The sequence below is a fragment of the Streptomyces sp. NPDC059534 genome (assembly GCF_042743475.1).
GTDB lineage: Bacteria > Actinomycetota > Actinomycetes > Streptomycetales > Streptomycetaceae > Streptomyces.
Window position 1 is genome coordinate 1 of sequence record NZ_JBHWAQ010000044.1, and the last position, 21,091, is coordinate 21,091.

Annotated in this window: 22 protein-coding genes; 12 read left to right on the forward strand and 10 right to left on the reverse strand. The window is 73.8% G+C overall.

Annotation, left to right across the window (positions count from 1 at the left end):
- Positions 1-459, forward strand: a 459-nt coding sequence (locus tag ACFVZH_RS34250; protein WP_384903593.1) for a DUF4162 domain-containing protein, incomplete at its 5' end; no start/stop codon positions are given.
- Positions 456-1,244 (forward strand): ABC transporter permease, encoded by a 789-nt coding sequence (locus ACFVZH_RS34255; protein ID WP_384903595.1) that lies wholly within the window; start codon positions 456-458, stop codon positions 1,242-1,244. The genes ACFVZH_RS34250 and ACFVZH_RS34255, both read left to right, overlap by 4 nt.
- A 133-nt stretch (positions 1,245-1,377) precedes the next feature.
- On the opposite strand, the gene ACFVZH_RS34260 is transcribed toward ACFVZH_RS34255, so the two are convergent.
- The 3 genes from ACFVZH_RS34260 to ACFVZH_RS34270 form a co-directional block, all read right to left on the reverse strand.
- Positions 1,378-2,286: an aminoglycoside phosphotransferase family protein gene (locus tag ACFVZH_RS34260; RefSeq protein ID WP_384903597.1), complete on the reverse strand. Its 909-nt coding sequence runs from the start codon at positions 2,284-2,286 to the stop codon at positions 1,378-1,380.
- Between the two features lie 108 nt (positions 2,287-2,394).
- Positions 2,395-3,093 carry a copper homeostasis protein CutC gene (locus tag ACFVZH_RS34265; RefSeq protein WP_384903599.1) on the reverse strand — a complete coding sequence of 233 codons (699 nt, stop codon included), beginning with the start codon at positions 3,091-3,093 and terminating at the stop codon, positions 2,395-2,397.
- A gap of 51 nt (positions 3,094-3,144) precedes the next feature.
- Positions 3,145-4,158, reverse strand: coding sequence for a hypothetical protein (locus tag ACFVZH_RS34270; RefSeq protein WP_384903601.1), 1,014 nt, complete (start codon positions 4,156-4,158; stop codon positions 3,145-3,147).
- A gap of 205 nt (positions 4,159-4,363) precedes the next feature.
- Between ACFVZH_RS34270 and ACFVZH_RS34275 the strand changes: the two genes are divergently transcribed.
- The 3 genes from ACFVZH_RS34275 to ACFVZH_RS34285 all read left to right on the forward strand — a co-directional run bounded on the left by ACFVZH_RS34275 (position 4,364) and on the right by ACFVZH_RS34285 (position 7,482).
- On the forward strand, positions 4,364-4,648 hold the full coding sequence (locus tag ACFVZH_RS34275; protein ID WP_384903689.1) for a heavy-metal-associated domain-containing protein: 285 nt from the start codon (positions 4,364-4,366) through the stop codon (positions 4,646-4,648).
- A gap of 248 nt (positions 4,649-4,896) precedes the next feature.
- Positions 4,897-7,164, forward strand: coding sequence for a heavy metal translocating P-type ATPase (locus tag ACFVZH_RS34280; protein WP_384903603.1), 2,268 nt, complete (start codon positions 4,897-4,899; stop codon positions 7,162-7,164).
- 36 nt (positions 7,165-7,200) lie between these two features.
- Positions 7,201-7,482 carry a metal-sensitive transcriptional regulator gene (locus ACFVZH_RS34285; protein WP_384903605.1) on the forward strand — a complete coding sequence of 94 codons (282 nt, stop codon included), beginning with the start codon at positions 7,201-7,203 and terminating at the stop codon, positions 7,480-7,482.
- A 58-nt stretch (positions 7,483-7,540) separates the two neighbouring features.
- Here the strand turns inward: ACFVZH_RS34285 and ACFVZH_RS34290 are convergent, their stop codons facing one another.
- Positions 7,541-7,696, reverse strand: a complete 156-nt coding sequence (locus ACFVZH_RS34290; protein ID WP_384903606.1) for a hypothetical protein — start codon at positions 7,694-7,696, stop codon at positions 7,541-7,543.
- 83 nt (positions 7,697-7,779) lie between these two features.
- Between ACFVZH_RS34290 and ACFVZH_RS34295 the strand changes: the two genes are divergently transcribed.
- The 7 genes from ACFVZH_RS34295 to ACFVZH_RS34325 all read left to right on the forward strand — a co-directional run bounded on the left by ACFVZH_RS34295 (position 7,780) and on the right by ACFVZH_RS34325 (position 13,721).
- Positions 7,780-8,169 carry a BlaI/MecI/CopY family transcriptional regulator gene (locus ACFVZH_RS34295; RefSeq protein WP_384903608.1) on the forward strand — a complete coding sequence of 130 codons (390 nt, stop codon included), beginning with the start codon at positions 7,780-7,782 and terminating at the stop codon, positions 8,167-8,169.
- The gene (locus tag ACFVZH_RS34300; protein WP_384903609.1) at positions 8,166-9,077 is read left to right on the forward strand and encodes a M56 family metallopeptidase; all 912 of its coding nucleotides are present in this window, start codon (positions 8,166-8,168) and stop codon (positions 9,075-9,077) included. Before ACFVZH_RS34295 ends, ACFVZH_RS34300 begins: the two co-directional genes overlap by 4 nt.
- Before the next feature lie 122 nt (positions 9,078-9,199).
- Complete coding sequence (locus ACFVZH_RS34305) at positions 9,200-9,679, forward strand: GNAT family N-acetyltransferase (protein ID WP_384903610.1); 480 nt, start codon at positions 9,200-9,202, stop codon at positions 9,677-9,679.
- 217 nt (positions 9,680-9,896) lie between these two features.
- Positions 9,897-10,790, forward strand: a complete 894-nt coding sequence (locus ACFVZH_RS34310; protein ID WP_384903611.1) for an SAM-dependent methyltransferase — start codon at positions 9,897-9,899, stop codon at positions 10,788-10,790.
- Between the two features lie 138 nt (positions 10,791-10,928).
- Entirely contained in the window at positions 10,929-11,369 is a 441-nt protein-coding gene (locus ACFVZH_RS34315) for a Fur family transcriptional regulator (protein WP_384903613.1), read from the forward strand.
- Positions 11,370-11,519: 150 nt separating this feature from the next.
- The gene (locus ACFVZH_RS34320) at positions 11,520-12,500 is read left to right on the forward strand and encodes a LuxR C-terminal-related transcriptional regulator (protein WP_384903614.1); all 981 of its coding nucleotides are present in this window, start codon (positions 11,520-11,522) and stop codon (positions 12,498-12,500) included.
- Between the two features lie 168 nt (positions 12,501-12,668).
- The gene (locus ACFVZH_RS34325; RefSeq protein ID WP_384903616.1) at positions 12,669-13,721 is read left to right on the forward strand and encodes a LuxR C-terminal-related transcriptional regulator; all 1,053 of its coding nucleotides are present in this window, start codon (positions 12,669-12,671) and stop codon (positions 13,719-13,721) included.
- Between the two features lie 97 nt (positions 13,722-13,818).
- Here the strand turns inward: ACFVZH_RS34325 and ACFVZH_RS34330 are convergent, their stop codons facing one another.
- The 6 genes from ACFVZH_RS34330 to asnB all read right to left on the reverse strand — a co-directional run bounded on the left by ACFVZH_RS34330 (position 13,819) and on the right by asnB (position 20,985).
- Positions 13,819-14,019 (reverse strand): hypothetical protein, encoded by a 201-nt coding sequence (locus tag ACFVZH_RS34330; RefSeq protein WP_384903618.1) that lies wholly within the window; start codon positions 14,017-14,019, stop codon positions 13,819-13,821.
- Between the two features lie 217 nt (positions 14,020-14,236).
- Positions 14,237-15,622 (reverse strand): D-inositol-3-phosphate glycosyltransferase, encoded by a 1,386-nt coding sequence (mshA, locus tag ACFVZH_RS34335; protein ID WP_384903619.1) that lies wholly within the window; start codon positions 15,620-15,622, stop codon positions 14,237-14,239.
- Between the two features lie 178 nt (positions 15,623-15,800).
- Entirely contained in the window at positions 15,801-17,366 is a 1,566-nt protein-coding gene (locus ACFVZH_RS34340) for a class I tRNA ligase family protein (RefSeq protein ID WP_384903621.1), read from the reverse strand.
- 100 nt (positions 17,367-17,466) lie between these two features.
- Positions 17,467-18,213, reverse strand: a complete 747-nt coding sequence (locus tag ACFVZH_RS34345; protein WP_384903622.1) for an SDR family oxidoreductase — start codon at positions 18,211-18,213, stop codon at positions 17,467-17,469.
- A gap of 91 nt (positions 18,214-18,304) precedes the next feature.
- A complete protein-coding gene (locus tag ACFVZH_RS34350) occupies positions 18,305-19,183 on the reverse strand; it encodes a hypothetical protein (RefSeq protein WP_384903624.1) in 879 nt (292 codons plus the stop codon).
- On the reverse strand, positions 19,180-20,985 hold the full coding sequence (gene asnB / locus ACFVZH_RS34355; RefSeq protein ID WP_384903626.1) for an asparagine synthase (glutamine-hydrolyzing): 1,806 nt from the start codon (positions 20,983-20,985) through the stop codon (positions 19,180-19,182). The genes ACFVZH_RS34350 and asnB overlap by 4 nt, the downstream gene beginning before the upstream one ends.
- Between the last annotated feature and the right edge of the window lie 106 nt (positions 20,986-21,091).

Consider the following 21,091-nt stretch of genomic DNA (forward strand, 5'->3'; position numbering starts at 1 on the left):
CGCTCCCGCCACAACATGTGGCAGATCATCCGGGCACTGGTCTCCGACGGCGTCACCGTCTTCCTCACCACCCAGTACCTGGAGGAGGCCGACCAGCTCGCCGACCGCATCGCCGTCCTCAACGACGGCAGGATCGCCGCCGAAGGCACCGCCGAGGAACTCAAGCGACTCGTCCCCGGCGGCCACGTCCGCCTCCGCTTCACCGACCCGGCCGCCTACCGCGACGCCGCCACCGCCCTGACCGAGGCCGTGCGGGACGACGACTCCCTCACCCTCCAGATCCCCAGCGACGGAAGCCAGCGCGAACTGCGCGCGGTCCTGGACCGGTTGGACTCCGCCGGCGTCGAGGCCGACGAGCTCACCGTCCACACCCCCGACCTCGACGACGTGTTCTTCGCCCTCACCGGCACCACCGACATCCCCGCCCAGCAGAACCAGTCCAAGGAGAACGTCCGATGAGCTCCCTCTCCCTCGCCCTGCGCGACTCGTCCACGATGCTGCGCCGCAACCTGCTGCACGCGCGCCGCTACCCGTCGCTCACCCTGAACCTGCTGCTCACACCGATCATGCTGCTGCTGCTCTTCGTCTACATCTTCGGAGACGCGATGAGCGCGGGGCTCGGCGGAGGCGGCGGCCGCGAGGCGTACATCGCCTACATCGTCCCCGGCATCCTGATGATGACCATCGGCTCGACCGTCGTCGGCACCGCGGTGTCCGTCGCCACCGACATGAACGAGGGCATCATCGCCCGCTTCCGCACCATGGCCATCCACCGCGGTTCGGTCCTCTTCGGTCACGTGGCCGGCAGCGTCCTGCAGGCGGTCGCGAGCGTGGTCCTCGTCGGCGCCGTCGGCGCGGCGATCGGCTTCCGGTCCACGGACGCCACCGTCCTGGAGTGGCTGGCCGCCTTCGGTCTGCTCGCGCTGGTCGCCCTGGCGTTCACCTGGATCGCGGTCGGCATGGGCATGGGCAGCCCGAACGCGGAGGCCGCCAGCAACAGCGCGATGCCGCTGATCCTGCTGCCGCTGATCTCCAGTGCCTTCGTCCCGCTGGAGACGATGCCGGGCTGGTTCCAGCCGATCGCCCAGTACCAGCCCTTCACCCCCGCCATCGAGACCCTGCGCGGCCTGCTCCTCGGCACCGAGATCGGCAACAACGGCTGGATCGCCGTCGCCTGGTGCGTGGCGCTCACCCTCCTCGGGTACCGCTGGTCCAAGGCCCAGTTCGACCGCGACCCCAAGTAGGCGTCTTGCGTACGAGGGCCCGCGCCCCGGGACGACCGGAGAGCACGGCCAGAGCAGGTCCCCACGAGCCCCGACCCCGCGAAGGCCCGTCACCGCCATCACCCGATGGCAGGGACGGGCCTTCGCCGTGCGGTCAGGGGGCGGCCGCGAACTCCGCCAGGGCCTCGGTGCGCGTCCGGCGGGCGACCTCCGCGAGGACCGGGTTGGTGACGCGGTAGTAGTGCTCGGTCACCAGGCCCCAGGCAAGGGCCCAGCCGCGGCCGCGCGCCCAGGTGGCGTCGTCGGCGCCGGACGCCTCGCGGAAGAGGTCCCGGGTGCCAGCGGTGAGCAGGGTCCAGGCGGGCATCATGTCGCAGGCCGGGTCGCCGGTGCCGAGGCCGCCGAAGTCGATGACGGCGCTGAGGCGGCCGTCGCGGGTCAGGAGGTTGCCGGGCAGCAGGTCGGAGTGGACCCAGACCGGGGCGCCCTCCCACTGCGGGAGCCGCAGCACCGACTCCCAGGCGGTGGTGGCCAGTTCGGTGTCGACGAGACCGTCGGCCCCGAGGTCGCGGATCGCGCCCGGCAGTTGGCCTTCCTCCCAGTCGGTGACCGGGCCGCCCCGGAAGGACGTGGGGCCGCCGCTCGCGTCGAGGCCGCGGAGCGCCTTGCCGAAGCGACCCAACTCGACGGCGGCGTGGGCGAGATCGGCGACGGGCGCGTCGAAGGCGTCGGCTCCGTCGAGCCAGCGGTACACGGACCAGGGCAGCGGGAACCCGTCCCCCGGCTCGGCGCGCCCCACGGGTACGGGTACGGCCAGCGGCAGGTGCGGGGCGAGCAGCGGCAGCCACCGCTGCTCCTTCTCCACGTGCCGCGCGGCGTACGGGACCCGGGGCAGCCGTACGACGAGTTCGTCGCCGAGCCGGAACATCGCGTTGTCCGTGCCCGCGGAGTCCACCGCGCGCACGGGAAGCCCGGTCCACTCGGGAAAGCGTCCGGCGACGAGCCGTTCGACGAGCGCGGTGTCGATGTCGGGCTCGTCGGTTTGCGTCGTGGTGGCTGCCATGGCGGGGAGGCTAGCGGCCGCCCCGCCCGCCCGGCCAGGCGTTTTCACCCGCGGGGACGCGGCGGTCGGTGGCCGGGGCCGGTCCGGCCCCGGTCCGTCGGGTGGCCGCTACCCGTCGATCGCCGCCCGCCAGGTGCGTACCGCGTCGGCGGAGACCGGGGCGGTCCAGCCGTGGGGGCGCGCGGCGCCGCCGATGTGGAAGGCGTCGAGGCCGGCGGCGCGGAGCTCGGGGAGGTGGTCGAGGCGGAGGCCGCCGCCGACGAGGACGCGGGCCTCGTAGCCGGGTTCGCCGGCGCGGGCGGCTTCGGCCTTGAGGGTGGCGAGGCCGTCGTCGACACCGGTGGCGGAGCCGGCGGTGAGGTAGGTGTCGAGGCCGGGGAGGTCGGCGAGCCGCTTGCGCAGGCCGTCGCGGTCGGCGGCGCGGTCGATGGCCCGGTGGAAGGTCCAGCGGCAGCCGTCGAGGACGGCGATCAGCCGCTCGACGGCCACCAGGTCCGGTTCGCCGTCCGGGGTGAGGAAGCCGAGGACGAACTCGTCGGCGCCGGCCTCGCGGAGGTCCTCGGCCCGTGCGACGAGGGCGTCGACGCCCTCGGGGCCGCCGGCCGAGAATCCGTCGGTGAGCCGGAGCATCACGCGCAGCGGGATGTCGACGGCGGCGCGGATCGCGGCGAAGCCGGCCCGGGACGGGGTGAGCCCGTCCGCCGCCATGTCGGTGACGAGTTCGAGGCGGTCGGCGCCACCCGTCTGGGCGGCGACCGCGTCCTCCTCGTCGAGGGCGATCACCTCAAGGACTGCACGGTTGCTCATCGAGCCCATTCCTCCATGAATGCCAGCTACAGGTCTAGTCCAATGACCAGACTAGCCGTGCGCGTGGCCCGCCGCACCGTGCGTGGCCTCACCAGCTGCGGGAACGGTCGCCCCGCCGGCCGCCGTACCGTTCGTTCCCGCCGCCCCCGCCGCTCCCGCCGTGACGGTGAAGGCCGCGGTCCGCACCTTGCCCTGGTGCTGGAAGTCCAGGAAGAGACGGTACGTGCCCGCGCTGGGCGCGGTCGCCGTGAACGACACGTCCGGGCCGGGTCCCCCCTCGTTCGGGTGCACGTGGAGGTAGGCGAGGTCGCCGTCGCGGAGGGCGACGAGGTGTCCGTACGCCCCGAGGTACGGCTCCAGGTCGGTGACCGGCTTCCCGCCCCCGGTTACGGTGAGCCGGAGCTCACCGGCCTTGCCCGGGTCGAGCGTGCCGCCGAGCCGGACCTGGTAGCCGTCGACGGTCGCGGTCGGCGCGGCGGCCGGCAGCGGCTTCGGCGCGTACGCCCCCGGTACGGAGAGGTCGGCGCCGAGGGTGACGCCCTTGGCGCCGGGGGCGGCGGGCTTGAAGTCGGCGAACGCCTTGTAGCCGCCGGCGGCCGGGAGGTCCGCGGCCACCGACCAGGTGCCGTCGGCGGCCTTCACCGGGTGCAGGTGGCGGAAGGTGGTGAGGTCGCGCGAGGCGACGATGAAGTGCAGTTCCTTGCCGTGTTCGGTGGTGAAGGCGGTGACCTTCCTCCCGGCCGCGTCCTTGATCGAGAACTTCAGGACGCTCCGGCCGGCGGCGGGTGTCGGCGTCTCCAGGGCGAGCGTGTAGCCGTCCTGGGAGATCTGGAGGCCGCCGGGGAGGTTCGCGGCGGCGGAGGCGTCCGCGGTCGCGCCCTCCTCGTGACCGGCGTGGCCGTCGGCCGCCGGGCTCTCCGAGGGGGTGGGCGCGGCCGCGTGCTCGCCATGTCCGGCCTTCTGCGGTTCCTCGACGGGGCCGACGCCCTTGCCGACCCCGTACGCGGTGCCGAAGGTCGCGGCGAGCGCGGCGGCAAAGGCGGTGATCTTCACTCCGGTGTTCATGGCTGCTCTCCCGTGCGTGTGTGGAGGTGGTGAGACGTGGCGTGAGACGTGGTGACCCCTTCGATGCACTTCACCATACCCCTGGGGGGTATCAAGTCAAGCCGGGGATCCGCTTGCGTCGAATACCACTGGGGGGTATACATGGATCCAGGACCAGATACCCCCCGAGGGTATCGGTGAAGTGGAACCGACCGAGGAGGAAGCCATGGGCTCCTGCTGCACCCCCGACAACAGCTGCTCGACCGGCGGCGAGGCCACCGCCACCGCGGTCGCCGACAGCACCGCCACCGTCTACGCCGTATCCGGCATGACGTGCGGCCACTGCAGGACCGCGATCACCAACTCCGTCGGCGCGCTGGACGGCGTCATCTCCGTGGACGTCGACATCGCCGGCGGCCTGGTGACCGTGACCACCGGCGGCGAGCCCGACGACGCCGCGATCACCGCGGCCGTCGACGACGCGGGCTACGAGCTGACCGGCCGGGCCTGATCCGCCGCCGGGCCGACCGACACCCCACCGGCGTCCCCCGTCCCGGTACCCGACGGTCCGCCCGGCAGGCGGCCACCGCCCGCACCACCCCGGCCGCCGGGGCCCGCCCACCACGCACGGGCCCCGGCCCCCGTCCCCGCCTCCGAAGAGCGGCCGCCACGACCGGCGAGTGAGCCGAAGGGGCGCGCTGTGAGCCAGGCTCCAGCGCCCCGGAGGCGAACCGAGCCCCCAGAAAGAGGGAGCAGGAAATGACCACGACCACTCCGGGCACCGCCCAGGTCGAGCTCGCCATCGGCGGCATGACCTGCGCCTCGTGCGCGGCCCGCATCGAGAAGAAGCTCAACCGCATGGACGGGGTCGAGGCCACCGTCAACTACGCCACCGAGAAGGCGAAGGTCACCTTCGACGCCGACATCGACGTCGCCGACCTGATCGCCACCGTCGAGGCCACCGGCTACACCGCCGCCGAGCCGCGGCCCGAGCGCCCCGCGGGCGGCGGCGCCGAGGACGGGCCCTCCGACGAGGAGAAGGCCGACGAGGAGCTGCGGCCCCTCCGGCAGCGGCTGATCACCGCCGTCTCGCTGGCCGTGCCCGTCATCGCGATGGCGATGGTCCCGGCCCTCCAGATCGAGTACTGGCAGTGGCTGAGCCTCACGCTCGCCGCACCGGTCGTCGTCTACGCCGCCTGGCCGTTCCACAAGGCCGCCTGGACCAACGCCCGGCACGGCGCGGCCACCATGGACACCCTGATCTCGGTCGGCACGATCGCCGCCTTCCTGTGGTCCCTGTGGGCGCTGTTCTTCGGCACGGCCGGCACCCCCGGCATGACGCACCCCTTCGAGTTCACGATCGCCCGCACCGACGGCGCCGGGAACATCTATCTGGAGGCCGCGGCCGGCGTCACCGCCTTCATCCTGGCGGGCCGGTACTTCGAGGCCCGCTCGAAGCGCAAGGCGGGCGCCGCCCTGAAGGCGCTGATGCAGCTGGGCGCGAAGGAGGTGACCGTCCTCAGGAACGGCCGCGAGGTCACCGTACCGACCGCCGAACTCCAGGTCGGGGACCGCTTCCTGGTCCGCCCCGGCGAGAAGATCGCCACCGACGGCACGGTCGTCGAGGGCTCCTCCGCCGTGGACGCCTCCATGCTCACCGGCGAGTCGGTCCCGGTCGAGGTCGGCGTGGGCGACGCGGTCACCGGCGCCACCCTGAACGCCGGCGGCCGGCTGGTCGTCGAGGCCACCCGCGTCGGCTCCGACACCCAGCTCGCCCGGATGGCGAAGCTCGTCGAGGACGCGCAGAACGGCAAGGCCGCCGCCCAGCGGCTCGCCGACCGCATCTCCGCCGTCTTCGTCCCCGTGGTCATCGCGCTCGCGCTCGGCACCCTCGGCTTCTGGCTCGGCACCGGCCAGGGACTCACCGCCGCGTTCACCGCGGCCGTCGCCGTCCTGATCATCGCCTGCCCCTGCGCCCTCGGCCTGGCCACCCCGACCGCCCTCATGGTCGGCACCGGCCGCGGCGCCCAGCTCGGCATCCTCATCAAGGGCCCCGAGGTCCTGGAGACGACCCGCAAGGTCGACACCATCGTCCTCGACAAGACCGGCACCGTCACCACCGGCCGGATGACGCTCCTGAAGGTCCACACCGCCGACGGCACCGACGAGACCGACGTGCTGCGCCTCGCCGGCGCCCTGGAGCACTCCTCCGAGCACCCGATCGCCCAGGCCGTCGCCACCGGCGCCGCCGCCCGGGTGGGCACGCTCCCCACTCCCGAGGACTTCGCCAACATCCCCGGCCTCGGCGTCCAGGGGATCGTCGACGGCCACGCCGTCCTCGTCGGCCGCGAGAAGCTGCTCGACGAGTGGGCGATGACCCTGCCTGTGGAGCTCAAGGCCGCGAAGGACGCGGCCGAGAAGGACGGCCGGACCGCCATCGCCGTGGCGTGGGACGGCGAGGCCCGCGCGGTCCTGGAGGTCGCCGACGCGGTCAAGGAGACCAGCCCGGAGGCGATCCGGCGGCTGCGGGCCCTGGGGCTCACCCCGATCCTGCTCACCGGTGACAACAAGGCGGTCGCCGAGGCCGTCGCCGCCGAGGTCGGCATCGACGAGGTCATCGCCGAGGTCATGCCGCAGGACAAGGTCGACGTCGTCAAGAAGCTCCAGACGGAGGGCCGTTCGGTCGCCATGGTCGGCGACGGCGTCAACGACGCCGCGGCGCTCGCCCAGGCCGACCTGGGTCTGGCGATGGGCACCGGCACGGACGCCGCGATCGAGGCCGGCGACCTGACCCTGGTCCGGGGCGACCTGCGGGCGGCGGCCGACGCCATCCGGCTCTCGCGCAGGACCCTCGGCACGATCCGCTCGAACCTCTTCTGGGCCTTCGCGTACAACGTGGCCGCGCTGCCGCTCGCCGCGGCCGGTCTGCTCAACCCGATGATCGCGGGCGCGGCGATGGCCTTCTCCTCGGTCTTCGTGGTCGGCAACAGCCTCCGGCTGCGCGGCTTCCAGGCCGCCGACCGCTGACGCAGCCCCTTCCCGCCGAACACCGAGGAGCCCGTCGTGGCCGGTTACGGACAGCACAAGGAAGACATCATCAGACGCCTGAGGCGTATCGAGGGCCAGGTCAGGGGGGTGCAGCGGATGGTCGACGAGGACGTCTACTGCATCGACGTCCTCACCCAGGTCTCCGCCATCAACGCGGCCCTCCAGTCCTGCGCGGTGGCCCTCCTGGACGAGCACCTGAGCTGCTGCGTCACGGAGGCCATCGCCCAGGGCGGGGACCAGGCGAAGGCGAAGGTGAGCGAGGCGTCGAAGGCGATCGCCCGGCTCATCCGGACGTAGCCCCCCGCCAGGGGGTGTCCCGCCGGTCAGGCCGGGCTCGACACCCCCTGGCGGGGGATCAACCGCCCTTGGGCGAAGGACAGTCGGCGGAGAGCCTGACGCTCAGGCGGAGACAGAGCCCGAGCACCTGCCGGAGGAGCACCAGCTCCGCCGAGCCGGGCAGGCCGGGGCCGCAGACCTTCGCGCAGGGGCGGTTCCGCTGGGGGGTCGACATCCTGCCATCGTACCCCTGGGGGGTATACCTGGGGCGGGGAGGCGGACCGTACGATGAGCCGCCCAGGGGGGAAGGGGATCCATGTGCGCCGGCTGGGAGAGCTGGAGGCCGAGATCATGGACCGGCTGTGGGCCTGGCAACGGCCCGCCACGGTCCGCGAGGTCGTCGACGACATCAACCGGGGGCGCCGGGTCGCCTACACGACCGTGATGACCGTGGCGGACATCCTGCACCGCAAGGGCTGGCTCCGCCGCGAGAAGGCCGGCCGGGCCTGGCTGTACGAGCCCGTCCGCAGCCGCGAGGAGTACACGGCCGGTCTCATGCGGGACGCCCTCGGCGACAGCCAGGACCGCCCGGCGGCCCTGCTCCGGTTCGTCGAGGTCATCTCGGACGAGGACATGGCAGCCCTGGACGCGGCCCTCCGCGCCGCCCGGGGCGCGGCCCCCGACGGACCGGCCGGGAGCGGCGCGTGAACCACCACGTCCTCGTTCCGGCCGGACTCGTCCTGCTGACCGGCTGCCTCGTCCCCTGGCTGGTCGCCCGGGCCCGCTGGGCCCAGCAGGTGCCACGCCTCGCGCTCGCCGTCTGGGCCGCCTGCGGCGCCGTCTTCGCGGGCGCGACCGCCCTGATGCCCGCCCAGCTCGTCCTGACGAACGAGAGCAGCCACCGCCTCACGGACATGGTGCTCACCTTCCACTTCCCCGCCCCCGCCCGGCTGCTCGCCCTCGACGGCCGCCAGTTGCTCGCCCTGTCGCTCTCGCTCGCGGTCCTGTCGGTGCCCACCACGTCCTTCGTCCGCCGGCTGGTGCGGGCCCGCCGGGTGCGGACGCGGCACGCGGGGGTGCTGCGCCTCGTCGGGCGGTACGACCCCGCCCTGCGCGCCACCGTGCTCGACGACGAGCGGCCCGCGGTCTACTGCCTGCCGGGCCGGTCGCGCCGGGTCGTCGTCTCCTCGGGCGCGGTCGACACCCTCACCCCCGCCCAGCTGGCGGCGGCCCTCGCCCACGAGCGGGCGCACATCACCGGGCGGCACCACCTCCTCGTCGCGGCGGCCGAGGCGTTCGCGGCCGTCTTCCCGCGCCTGCCGCTGGCCCGGCACGGCGGGAGCGCCGTGCCCCTGCTGCTCGAAATGGCCGCGGACGACCGGGCGTTGCGGCGCTGTACCCGGGACGCGCTGGCGACGGCGCTGTACGCGCTGGCCTCGGGGCGGGCGCCGCGTTCCGCGTTCGCGGCGGGCGGGCCGTCGGCCGCGCTGCGGATGCGGCGCATCCTGACTCCGTACAGCGCCGGACACCCCGTGCTCCTGGGGCTGTCGACGATCGCGGCCGCGGGCCTCGCGATGGCGCCCCTGGTCGTCGCCTGCTGCGCGTTCCCCCGGTAATGGTGAACGCCGGTATTTACTAAGCGAATTCGTAGATTTCGCATCGGTCACGGAACACGGAATTCGCCGCTATCGTGGGTACGTTGGGGCTCGGACACGGCACGTCGAAGGGTGCAAAACCAATGCAGCTCGCTGGCGTTCGTACGGCAGCGGCCGGCGACGCGACGACGATATCCAGACTGCTTGCCGACATCATCCGGAGCAGCTACGCCGGAATACTGGACGAAATCCCGATGCGGCGGCTGATCTCGGCCCAATGCGCACTCCCCCGCATACGCGCGGAAATTGAAATTCCGGGGGGCGCTCCCGGATGGCTCGGCTGGCTGGTCGCCACGGACGACGAGGGTGCGGTCGTCGGCATGGCCGCGGGCGGTGTCCCGGTCCCGGGCGAGGGCGAGGTGTACGCGCTCGCGGTGACGCCCGGCTCGCGCCGCACCGGAGTCGGTACGGCCCTGCTGACCGCCGCGAGCGAGCGGATGCGGGCCTACGACGCCCACGAGCAGCGCGTGAAGCTCCCGGTGGAGGCGGATCCGGCGCTGCCCTTCTACGCCGACCAGGGCTTCACGGCCCTCGGCCCCGGCCGCCTGGCCAGGCCGCTCTAGCCCCGGCCACGGCGGCCCACCCCAAACCTCCGTCAACCTCGCCGCCGCCGTCACCCTCGCCGCGAGCGTGGCAGATCCACGCCATCGCGTGTTCACGCAGCCCGATCCGGTGGATCGGGGCTCCCTCCCCAGGTCACGATGGGTCCAGCGGCGCGGTCCCGGCGGCACGGGTGCCTCGTCCGGACGGCATGGACCGAGCGAGCCCCTGGAGGAGCGGATGCACACACCGAGCGGCACTTCCCTGCCCGCCGTGCCCGCAGCGCTCGCGCCGGTCCTGCCGTCCCGATACGACCGCGGCGCGGAGCCCGCCCCCGGCGCCGGCGTCCGGGTCACCGCGGACACCCTGCCCGGGCTCGAATCGGTCTCCGCCGCCGACGAGAGCTCCGTATGGCTGCACGACGCCCTGCTCGGCCCGCACAGCGCGGACATCGTCCGCTACCTCAGCCTCGCCCGCTCCACCGGCGGACCCGTCCTCGACCTCGGCTCCGGCGCCGGGCGGCTCGCCGTCCCGTTCGCCCGCCACGGCTTCGCCGTGGAAGCCGTGGACCGGGACGCCTCGGCCCTGGAGCGCCTCGAAGGCTGGGCCCGGCGGATCGGTCCGCAGGTGGCCGGGCTCGTCGTCACCCACCGGACGGACCTCGCCGAGCTGCGCCTCGAAGGCAGCTACCGGCTCGCGCTCCTGGCGGGCGCGATGGTCACGGCCGTCCCCCCGGCGAAGCGGCCGGAGCTGCTGCGCGAGGTCGCCGCCCACCTGGAGACGGGCGGGGCGCTCGCCCTCGACTACACCGCGCACCGGCTGCCGGGGCTGATCGCGGAGCCGCAGCGGACCTGGGCCTTCCAGGTGCCCCGCTTCGACGGCATCGACGAGTGGGTGGTGGCGCGGCAGGTCTTCGACCTGCCGTCGATGAGCGAGCGGATCACGTACTACGCGGCCCGGACCGGCAAGCTGTCGACGGAGCGGGTCGTGCTGACCACCGACAAGTGGATCGTGGACCCCGAGCGGCTCGCGGCCGAGCTCCACGCGGCGGGGCTGCACATCGAGGGCCGGCGGCGGCACCGGATCGACGACCGGACCGAGAGCGTCCTGCTCGTGTGCAGGACGGACGACTGACCTGACCACCGACCCGACGACCGAGGTGACGAGCGGCCCGGCGGACGGCGGAACGGCCGGCGGACTCCTGACGAGGTTGACGAGCAAGAGGTACGATGCCCACAAAAGTTTGAGCCGACCAGGTGGCGGGCGGAGAAGATGGCAGTCGTGGAAGAGCTGACGGGCCGCGAGGCGGTGATCCAGCGCCTGCGCGACGTCGGGCTGCGGGTCACGGGCCCGCGCCTGGAGGTGCTCACCGTGCTCGCCGCCGGCGGCCATCTCGACGTCGAGGCGATCACCACGACGGCCCGCGAGCGCCTCGGCACGCTGACCAGCCAGGCCGTGTACGAGATGCTGCGGCACTTCCAGGAGACCGGCCTGGTCAGCAAGTTCGACCGGCCCGGCCTGCCGGCCGTGTTCGAGATCTCGGGACCGGCCCACCAGCACGCCCTGTGCACCGGTTGCGGCCGGGTGGAGAACGTCGCCGCGGCCGCGCCGGAGCCGCCCCGCCGCGCCCTGCCGCACTGGCGGGTCGACGACGCGGAGATCGTCTTCAAGGGCCTGTGCCCCGACTGCCGGGCGAGCGCCCCCGCCGCCTGAGCCACGGTCAACTCCGTGCGTGTCGTTCGAAATTGTGGCAGGGTCTAGCGGGGCGATTCATCAGGGATCCGGTGGGATCCGAGGGGAGTCTGCTGCGCCGTGTCCAGAAACGCCGCCGTGACCCGCGTGGGGAGCGAACAGGCTCTCTCCTTGTACCAGGAGCTCCGGACGTGCCCCGACGCCGGCTTCGACGAGGTCGCGGACCGGTTCGGCCTCTCCGTCGACGAGCGGCGCCGATGTCGCGACGAACTCGCCTCCTTAGGACTGACCACCCCCGCGGACCCGACCGCCCTCACCGCCCCCACCCGCGTCGTCGACCCCGACGTCGCCCTGCTGCGGCTGCTGCGCCGCGAGCGTGACCGGCTCCAGGACCGGCTCGCCGCCACCAGCCGGGCGCACACCGCGATCGAGGCCCTCGCCGGACCGTTCCTGCGGGCCGGGGCCGCCCCGCGCTCCGAGGTCGAGGTGGAGATCGTCACCGACCCGCAGCGGGTGGCGCGCGAGCTGGCGGACCTGACGGAGTCGGTCCGCACCGCCGTCCACGTCATGCACACCGGCTCCGTGCGGCGCGACGACATGGACGCCGAGCTGGAGCGGGACCGCTCCCGGGCGGCCCGCGGGGTGCGGGTCCGCGCCATGTACAGCCGCCGCGTCGGCACCGTCCCCGAGATGACCCAGCACCTGGCGGACCGGGCCGCGCTCGGTGTGGAACTGCGGCTCTCGCCCGTCGTGCCGATGAACATGGTCCTCGCCGACGAGAACTTCGCCCTGCTGCCGACCGACCCGCACGACCCGGAGTCGCCCGTCATCCTCGCCCGCGGCCCGGGCCTGGTCCGCTCCTACCTCGCGCTGTACGAGTACTGCTGGCAGTCGGCCTCCCGGTACGGCGAGGAGCCGGGCGAGAGCGGCGGCGACGGTCTCTCCGACCAGCAGCGGGCCGCGCTGCACATGCTGGCGTCCGGCATCAAGGACGAGCAGATCGCGCGCAGTCTCGGGGTGTCGCTGCGGACGGTCAGCCGGCTGCTGTCGGAGGTCATGCAGGAGCTGGGCGCGGCCAGCCGTTTCGAGGCCGGCGTGAAGGCCGCCCGGCTCGGCCTGCTGGACGGCGAGGGGCCGGAACCCGTGGCCTAGTGCGAGGAGTTCACATGACAGGGAACAGGCGCGCGGCGCGCGCGGACCGCACCGACCACGGCGGCCCGGCGCACCGCGCGAGGCGCACGGACTGCACGACGGATGCCCGCCGAGCCGTATGACAGGTGAAGGCGGGGCGACTCGGAGGATGAGGGGGGTCACTTCGCCATGGTCACTGCGGGCGACGGCATCGGGGACGGGGCGACCGACGTCCTGCTGGCCGTGTACCAGGAGCTGCGCCGCCGGGGCGTCTCGGACTTCGAGGAGGTCCGCCGGACGCTGGGGCTCGCGCCGGAGGAGTACGAGCGATGTCGTGGCGAACTCCTCGCCCTGGGACTGATCGTGCCGACGGGTCAGGCACACGCCACGGTCACGGCCGTGCAGGACGGCAGCTGGCGCTCCGAGACGGACACGGTGGCGGCGATCGACCCCGAGATCGCGCTGCTGCGGCTCCTGGAGCGGGAGCGGGAGCGGCTGCGGGAGCACCTGGCCGAGGCGGACGAGGCGTACGGCACCCTGGAGGTGCTGGCGAGCTCCTATCTGCGGGCCGAGGCGCTGGCCCGGGCGGAGGCGCACATCGAGGCGCTGACCGACTACCGCCGGATCCAGCAGGCCATCGAGGACATCACGGACGTGATGCAGGAGAGCTCCGCGGCGATGCACCCGGGGACGCCGGGGCGGCAGAACCCGGAGGGGATGCTCGACCGGGACCGGCGCCAGATCGCCAACGGGGTGCGGGTGCGCGCCATCTACGGCCGCCAGGAGGCGACGGACCCGCACATGGAGAAGTTCCTCGGGCAGCGGGCCGAGCTGGGGGTGGAGATCCGCCTGGCCCCGGTCGTGCCGATGAACCTGATCATCGCGGACCAGCAGTTCGCCCTGGTGCCGATCCGGCCCGAGGAGCCGGGCGAGGGCGCGATCCTGGCGCGGGGCAGTGCGCTGGTGCGGCCGTATCTGAGCCTGTACGAGCACTGCTGGCACACGGCGAGTCCGTACGGTGTCGAGGCGGCGACGGAGGCGGGCGGCGACGGTCTGTCGGAGCAGCAGCGGGCGGCGCTGTACATGCTGGCCTCGGGGATGAAGGACGAGCGGATCGCGCGGACGCTCGGGGTGTCGCTGCGGACGGTCAGCCGGATGATCTCGGAGCTGATGCAGGAGCTGGGGGCGACGAGCCGTTTCGAGGCGGGGGCGCGGGCGGTGCGGCTCGGCTGGCTCGACTGACGGCGCGCCGGGAAACACCGGGGCCCCGCGATCGTGGCAGCGATGCACGGGGCCTGGCGGTACGTCGTTCCCCGGGCGGATGTCCCGGGGGGCGGGTTCAGTTGGTGGGGGTCGGCTTCGGCGGGGCGACCGGCCAGCCGTTGTCGTCCGCGACGCCGGCGACGGTCTGCGGGGCGACCGGGGCACTGTCGGGCGAGACGGCGTAGGCGGCGCCACCGGCGACGGCCGTACACGCCACCATCGCGACGAGGAGCTGGCGGACGGCCTTGGTGATGCGGGTGTTCTGCGCAGCGGACATGATTCCTCCAGGACTTGGAATGTGAATTCCGCCTTCCGGGGGCCCGTGCCGCCGGGCGTTCCCTGAAGACATCTCCATACTGTCCCGGCCTCGAGAATCAATCCAGGGATACTCGCTGCGTGGACCCGCCATGGCGTGGATGCGTCAATCCGCCTTTCCCGCAACGGAATTGAGGCATCCGGAGCGCGTCATACCTTTGGTTGAACCAAAAGAGATGCTAGACTTGTGCTACGGCCTTCTCGTTCCTCCAGGAGAGAGGGGCCGCCGGGGCAGGGGCGTGCCGCCGCCCCTGCCCCACCATCCCGCGCACGGCCGGCCGGCGCGTCTCCGCGAGCGCCCCCCGGTACACCTCGATGGTCCGCGCGGCGGAAGCACGCCAGCTCATCCCGCGCGCATGCCGGACCGCCGCCTCCCCCATCGTCTCCAGGGCCTCCGGGTGCGCCGCGAGCCACCGCAGCCGGCGGGCGTACTCCACCGGGTCGTGACCCCGCACCAGCAGCCCCGACACCCCGTCCCACACCGCCGTCGGCAGCCCGCCGACGGCCGCCGCGAGCACCGGTGTCCCGCACGCCTGCGCCTCCAGGGCCACCAGCCCGAACGACTCGCTGCGCGACGGCACCACCAGGACGTCCGCCGCCCGGTACCACTCCGCCAGCACCGCCTGCGGTACGGGCGGGCAGGGCCGCAGCACGTCGGTGACGCCCAGCTCCTCCGCGAGCCGCCACGCCGTGCCCTCACGGGTCGCCCCCGAATGCCCTCCGATCACCGGCACCAGCAGCCTGCGCCGCAGGTCCGGGGCCTCCCGCAGCAGCTCCGCGACCGCACGCACGAGCACGTCCGGACCCTTCAGCGGCTGGATGCGTCCCGCGTAGAGCGGCACGAACGCACCGGCCGGAAGCCCGAGCCGCCGCCGTGCGGCCGCCCGCCCGTCGCCCCGGTGGAAGGTGCGCAGGTCGACCCCGGGCCGCACGACCTCGGTCCGTTCCCCCTCCGCCCCGTACAGCGTGCGCAGCGCCTCCGCCTCGTCGGCCGTGTTCGCGATCAGCCGGTCGGCGGCGCCCACCACCTGGTGCTCGCCGCGCACCCGCAGCTCCGGCTCCGGGGTGTCGCCCGCGGCCAGCGACGCGTTCTTGACCCGCGCCAGGGTGTGCGCGGTGTGCACGAACGGGACGCGCCAGCCCACCGAGGCGATCCGGCCCGCCTGCCCGGAGAGCCAGTAGTGCGAGTGGACCAGGTCGTAGCGCCGCTCCTCCTTGAGCAGCGCCAGCGAGAACGGCACCACCAGATCGGGCATGGCCTCCTTCGGCAGCGGACCGCGCGGCCCGGCGTGCAGATGGCGGACCCGCACCCCCGGGGCCAGTTCCACGAGCGGGGGCCGGTCCTCGCCCCGGCAGCGGGTGAACAGGTCGACCTCCGCGCCCTGTTCGGCCAGGGCCCGGGAGAGTTCGACCATGTAGACGTTCATCCCGCCGGCGTCCCCCGTCCCGGGCTGGTGGAGCGGGGAGGTGTGGACGCTGAGCATGGCGACGCGCAGGGACACGTGGAGCTCCTGTGGAGTGGGGGGCCACGTGTCCCTGCGCGTCGCTCGCGCGCGCACGGTCACGCGGCAGGGTGGGTGAGGGTGCGGGGTCGTACGGGTGCGGGGTGCGGGGTGCGGGGTCGTACGTCGGTGCGGAGTGCGGGGTGCGAGTGACGCGTTACGGGTGCGGGTTGCGGGTTGCGGGATACGGGTGCGGGATACGGAATACGACTGCGGGTCCCGTTGCCGGGCGGGCCCCGGGTCAGAAGCCGAAGACCGGGCCCGAGGGCGGCGCCAGCCTGGTCCCCGGCAGCGGGGCCGACAGGGCCTGCCAGTCGACCGGGCGGCCCGGCTCCGCCTGGAGCGCCGCCGCGAGCCGGTCGGCGCCCTCGGGCATCACCGGCCGGGCCCACGCGGACAGCGCCGAGGCCACCGCCAACTGTGCGGCGAGAGCGGGGAGATGACGGCAGGACGTGCTGGGGCGGCAGCGCTCGTGGGCGTTCACATGGCCGAAGTCGGCCACCGAGCGGACCATCTCGTCGAGGACCGCGACCGCCCGCCGCGGGTCGAACGCGTCGGGGCCGTACGCCTCGCGCAGATCGTCCACGCCCCGGTGCAGCCGGCGCTCCAGGACGTCCCAGCCGGTGCCGCCGGGCAGCGCCTGCGGGGCGAGCCCGCCGCACTCCTCGCGCACCGACGCGAAGAGCCGCGAGAGCCAGCTGTTCCAGCTCTCGTCGAGCTCCCGGCGGGCGGCGGCGAGCCGCTCCCGGTGGAAGACCGTGCGGCGGCCCAGCGGGCGGGCCTGCAGGACGTGCCGGCGCAGGGTGTCGGAGCCGTACTCGGTGAGCAGGTCGAGCGCCCAGACGTTGCCCTCCTGGACGCCTTCCTCGATGACGTACGACTCGTTGACGTTGAAGTCCTGCGGCAGCTTGATGTCCTGCGCGAGGAGGAGCACCGGCAGCAGCACCGCGTGGCAGAAGGCGTGCCCGAAGCCGCAGAAGTGGATGGCGCGGCGGGGCAGCGGGCCCGTGGTGTCGTAGCCGAAGAGGTGCATCGCGGCGGCCTCGAAGCAGCCGTCGATGCGGTGGTCGGGGAACCCCTCGACGGGCACCGGCAGGCCCCACTCGGCCGGGTGGCCCACGGCGATGTCCGGCAGGCCGTCCTCGACGAGCGACTCGCAGAGCGCGGCGAGGCGCGGCGGCAGCCCGGCCGTCGCCCAGTAGTCGGCGAGCGTCTCGCGGAAGGGCTCCAGGGGTACGTAGAGCCGGCGGCAACGGCGGGCCACCGCCGGGGTGTCGCAGAGCGCGCAGCGGGCCGCGATGAGGTCGCCGCCGTCGTTGGGGCGGGCGCACTCGTGGCACATGCCGCCGTCGCTGACCGCACCGCAGTGCGGGCAGCTGCCGGTCGCGTGGGCCCCGTACAGCCAGCGGTCGCACGGTTCGCAGTACGGCAGGAGCCGGGTGCGGGGCGCGATGACCCCCTGGGCGAACAGCCGGCCGAACAGGTCCTGCACCCAGCGTCCGTAGCCCTTGTCGCGGCGCGGGCGCACGATGTGGTCGAACTCCACGCCCGAGCGGAGCCAGTCCGCGGTGATCGCGGCACGGTAGCCCTCCGCGACCTCCTCGGGCTTGCGGTTGTGCCGCAGCGCCCGTACCTCGACGGACGAGGCGTGGTCGGCGGTGCCGGTGGTGAACCGGACCGCCTCGCCCTCCGCCCGCAGGAAGCGGGTGAGGACGTCGGCGGCGACGTACGGCCCGGCGAGATGGCCGATGTGGAGTTCGCCGTGGGTGGCGGGAGGAGTCGCGGTGATCCAGACAGGGGTGCTCATGGGACCTCCTTGACGCTGTGGTGCGGTGGGCTTCAGCGGTCGCGTGCGGCGGGGCGCTGTCGGCGCAGGGCGGTCAGCGGGTCACGGTTTCTTGGGGCGGTCAGCGGGGCTCGAAGTGGAACGAGCGGATGAAGCAGTCGCGGGGCTGCTCGACGGCGTAGACGATGCACTCGAAGAGGGCCTGCGTGGTGAGCTTCTCGTCGGGTGCCATCCCGTCCGGGTTCGAGCCGTCCCACTCCGCGAACCGCGGGTCCGACGTCGAGAAGTCCGGCGGGAAGAGCGAGAAGACGCGCACCCCGGACGGCCGCAGCCGCCGCGACAGGATGTCCGCGAAGCCGGCCTGGGCGCTCTTCGCCGCCCAGAACGCCTCGTGCGCGGCGCCGGCGGTCGCCGCGGAGGCTCCCAGGGCGTCGCGGACGGCCACCATGTTCACGATGTCGGGCCGCAGCGAGCCGCGGAGCAGCGGCAGGAAGTGCTTGACCATCAGGACCGTGCCGCCGGCGGTGGACTCGATCGTCTCCACGATCTCGGCGTCGCTGGCCGCCTCCAGGTCCATGCCGTCGAGCCAGCGCGCCCCGTTGTTCACCAACAGGTCGACGCGGTCGGTGCGTTCGCCGACCTTCGCCGCGAACTCCCGGATCTCCGCCGGCCTGCTCAGGTCGCAGCCGAACGCGTGGATACGGTCACGTGCCGAACCCATCACCTCCGCGCGGGTCCGTTCGGCGGCCTCGACGGTCCTCGCCGACACATAGACCTCGGCGCCGAGATGGGCGAATCCGACGGCGAGCGCGCGACCGAAATAGCGGGACGCTCCGGTCACGACGACACGCAGATTCTCGAATTTCATGTGTGTCTGCTCTCCCCACGGATACCGATTGCCGGTCCATTTCAGCGTGGCAGAGGAAAGAGCCCCCGAACCCGGTGGGCGGGGTGCGCGTTCACGCCGTTGCGTGGATGCGCCACGGCAGTTCCAGGCATTCCAGCACCTTCGCGCGCTTGTGGTGGACCCGGACGCGGTCGTGCGCGGCGGACACCGTGACGGTGCCGCCGGGGGTCCGTACCGGACCGTCGGCGGGCGGTACGACCGTGCCTCCGATCGCGCCCGCCGCGGCGAGCGCGGCGGCGCCGGTGACGGCCAGGCGGGGGTGCCAGCCGCCCACGGTGAGGGCCCGGACGGCCAGCCCGCCGGGGCCCGCCGTGAACGCGGCGATCTTGGGCAGCGCGGAGTGCGGCGGGTGTCCCAGGAGACGGGCGCCCGCCGCCCTCAGGGCCAGGAGCCGGTCCCGGAGCGCGTCCTCCGCCGCGGGCAGGTGGCGGGCGTCGACGAACACGTACGGGTTGCCGTACCGCACGACCGAGACCGGCACACCGTCGAGGACGTCGACGCGCCTGCCCGTGGGGAGCGTGCCCGGCCCGTCCGGCGCTCTCAGGAAGCTGAGCGTGTACGCGTCTCCCTGCGGCTCGCACAGCACCGTGTCGCCCGTGGTGAGGGCCCGCACGGTCACGGGTCCGGCGCGTCCGTCCGCGACGACGCACGCGAGCAGCGAGTGCCCGCAGCCGGCCCGGAAGTCGAAGCTCCCGCCGGGGAGGGCCTGGACGAAGCGGTAGCGGAGCGCGCCGGCGTCGGGGCCGTAGACGGCGATCTTGTCGATCCGCGCGTGGGCCGTCCCGGCGAGAGCGCGCCGCAGCCGTGCCAGCTCGCCCGTCGAGGCCAGTGCCCCGGGCGGCAGTCGGTCGAGCCGCACGACGAGGGTGGGGCCGGGGGCGTCTTCCGCGCGTACGACGGTCACGGGAACCGGCGGGGTCGCAGGGGTCATGCCGCGCAGCCGAGGGGGATGCGCATGCCTTGGACGACCTCCGTCCAGAGCTCGTGGACGGCGAGGGCCCAGAGGGCCTGGGCGTCGTGGTGGGAGGGGCGTTCGAGGTGGCGGGCGAGGAGTGCGCGGACGCGGTCGGCGCGGACTTTGCCGCCGAGGACGAGGCGGGCCGGGGAGAGGAGTTCGCGGACGGTGTCGAGGAGGGGGCTGCCGGGGGCGAGCATGGCGGCGACGGGCAGGGTGAAGGGCTGTTTGGGCCGCCGCAGGACGCCGGCGGGCAGGAGTTCGGCGCCGGCTTCGTACAGCGCGGCCTTGCCGGTGCGCGCGGGCGTCGGCAGGGAGCGGGCGTGGGCGACGACGGAGGGCTGGCAGAACGGCATGCGGGCTTCGACGGCCCAGGCCATGGAGAGGTGGTCGACGCGCCGCAGGTGGTAGGCGGGGAGTCGCCAGCGGGTCTCGAAGGCGGTCATGGCGGTGAGCCGGTCCTCGCCGACGGCCTCGGCGGAGCGCAGTTCCTGTTCGATGCGGTCGGCCGCGGAGCCCTGATCGGCGATGTGGGCGCGGTAGTCGGCGGTGTAGAGGTGCTCGCGGAGGAGTCGCGGGGCGGCCGAGAGGGCGTCGGTGTAGGCGCCGGCCCAGTCGGCGCCGGCGGGGGCCGCGAGGGCGGCGCGCATCCGGTCGTAGCCGCCGAAGAGTTCGTCGGCGCCGTCGCCGGTGAGGGCGACGGTGAAGCCGTTCTGGCGGACGGCGCGGAAGAGCGCGTACGTGGAGAGGGTGATGGGGTCGGCGTTGGGCTGGCCGAGGTGGCGGACGGTCCGGGTGAGGAGGGAGCCGAGTTCGTCGGGGTCGACGGCGACCTCGTGGTGGACGGTCCTGGCCCGGCGGGCGACGGAGCGGGCGTACGCGGCCTCGGATCCGGGCCACCGGCCCCGGTAGGTCAGGTGGAAGGTGTGCAGCGGCGGCGCGTCGGTCTCGCGGGCGTGTTCGGCGGCGAGCGCGGTGACGAGCCCGGAGTCGAGGCCGCCGCTGGTGATGGCGCAGACGGGCACCTCGGCGCGGGCGAGCCGGCGGACCTCGTGGCGCAGCACGTCCTGGGTGTCGCCGGCGGGGGTCGCGCGGTGGGCGCCGCGGCGGCGGACGACGGGTGCGGCGCCGGGCCGTACGAGGGCGGTGGCGCCGGGCGGCAGGACGCTGACGCCGTCGAGGGCGGTGTGGGTGGAGAAGGACGTGCGGGTGGCGAGGACGGTGTCGAGGGCGTCGTCGCGCGGGGAGATCCGTACTCCTTCGAAGGCGAGGAGGGCGGGGATCTCGGAGGCGAAGCGGGTGGAGCCGTCGGTGGGGTCGTGGTGCAGGTGGACGGGTTTCATGCCCATGTCGTCGACGGCGAGGACGAGCCGGGTGCCGCCGGGGCGCAGGTCGAGGACGGCGACGGCGAACATGCCGTCGAGGTGTTCGGCGAAGGCGGGGCCGTACTCGGCGTAGAGCGCGGGGAGGACGGTGCCGTCGCAGAGGTCGGGGAACCGGTGGCCGCGGGCGGCGAGCGCGCGGCGCAGCTCGGCGTGGTTGTAGATCTCGCCGTTGAGCACGGCGAGGATGCCGGGGAGGTGCGGCAGCCGGTAGGGCTGCTGTCCGCCGCACGGGTCGGTGACGGCGAGCCGGTCGCAGCCGAGGGACCAGCCGGGTCCGCTGAGCACGTGGTGCTCGTCGGGTCCGCCGTGCCGCTGGCGGGCCGAGACCGCCGAGAGCTCGGCGGGGTCGGGCCGGTCCGCCCCCGCGGCGAAGGAGCCGAGAATCCTGCACATGGCGGTCGCCTCCGAATCCGAAGTGTCTGTCCTGGACGCCTTCACGCACTTGCCACACTGGTCGACCTCAATGATTTGAATCTACCAAGTTTTTGAATGGCGCGTA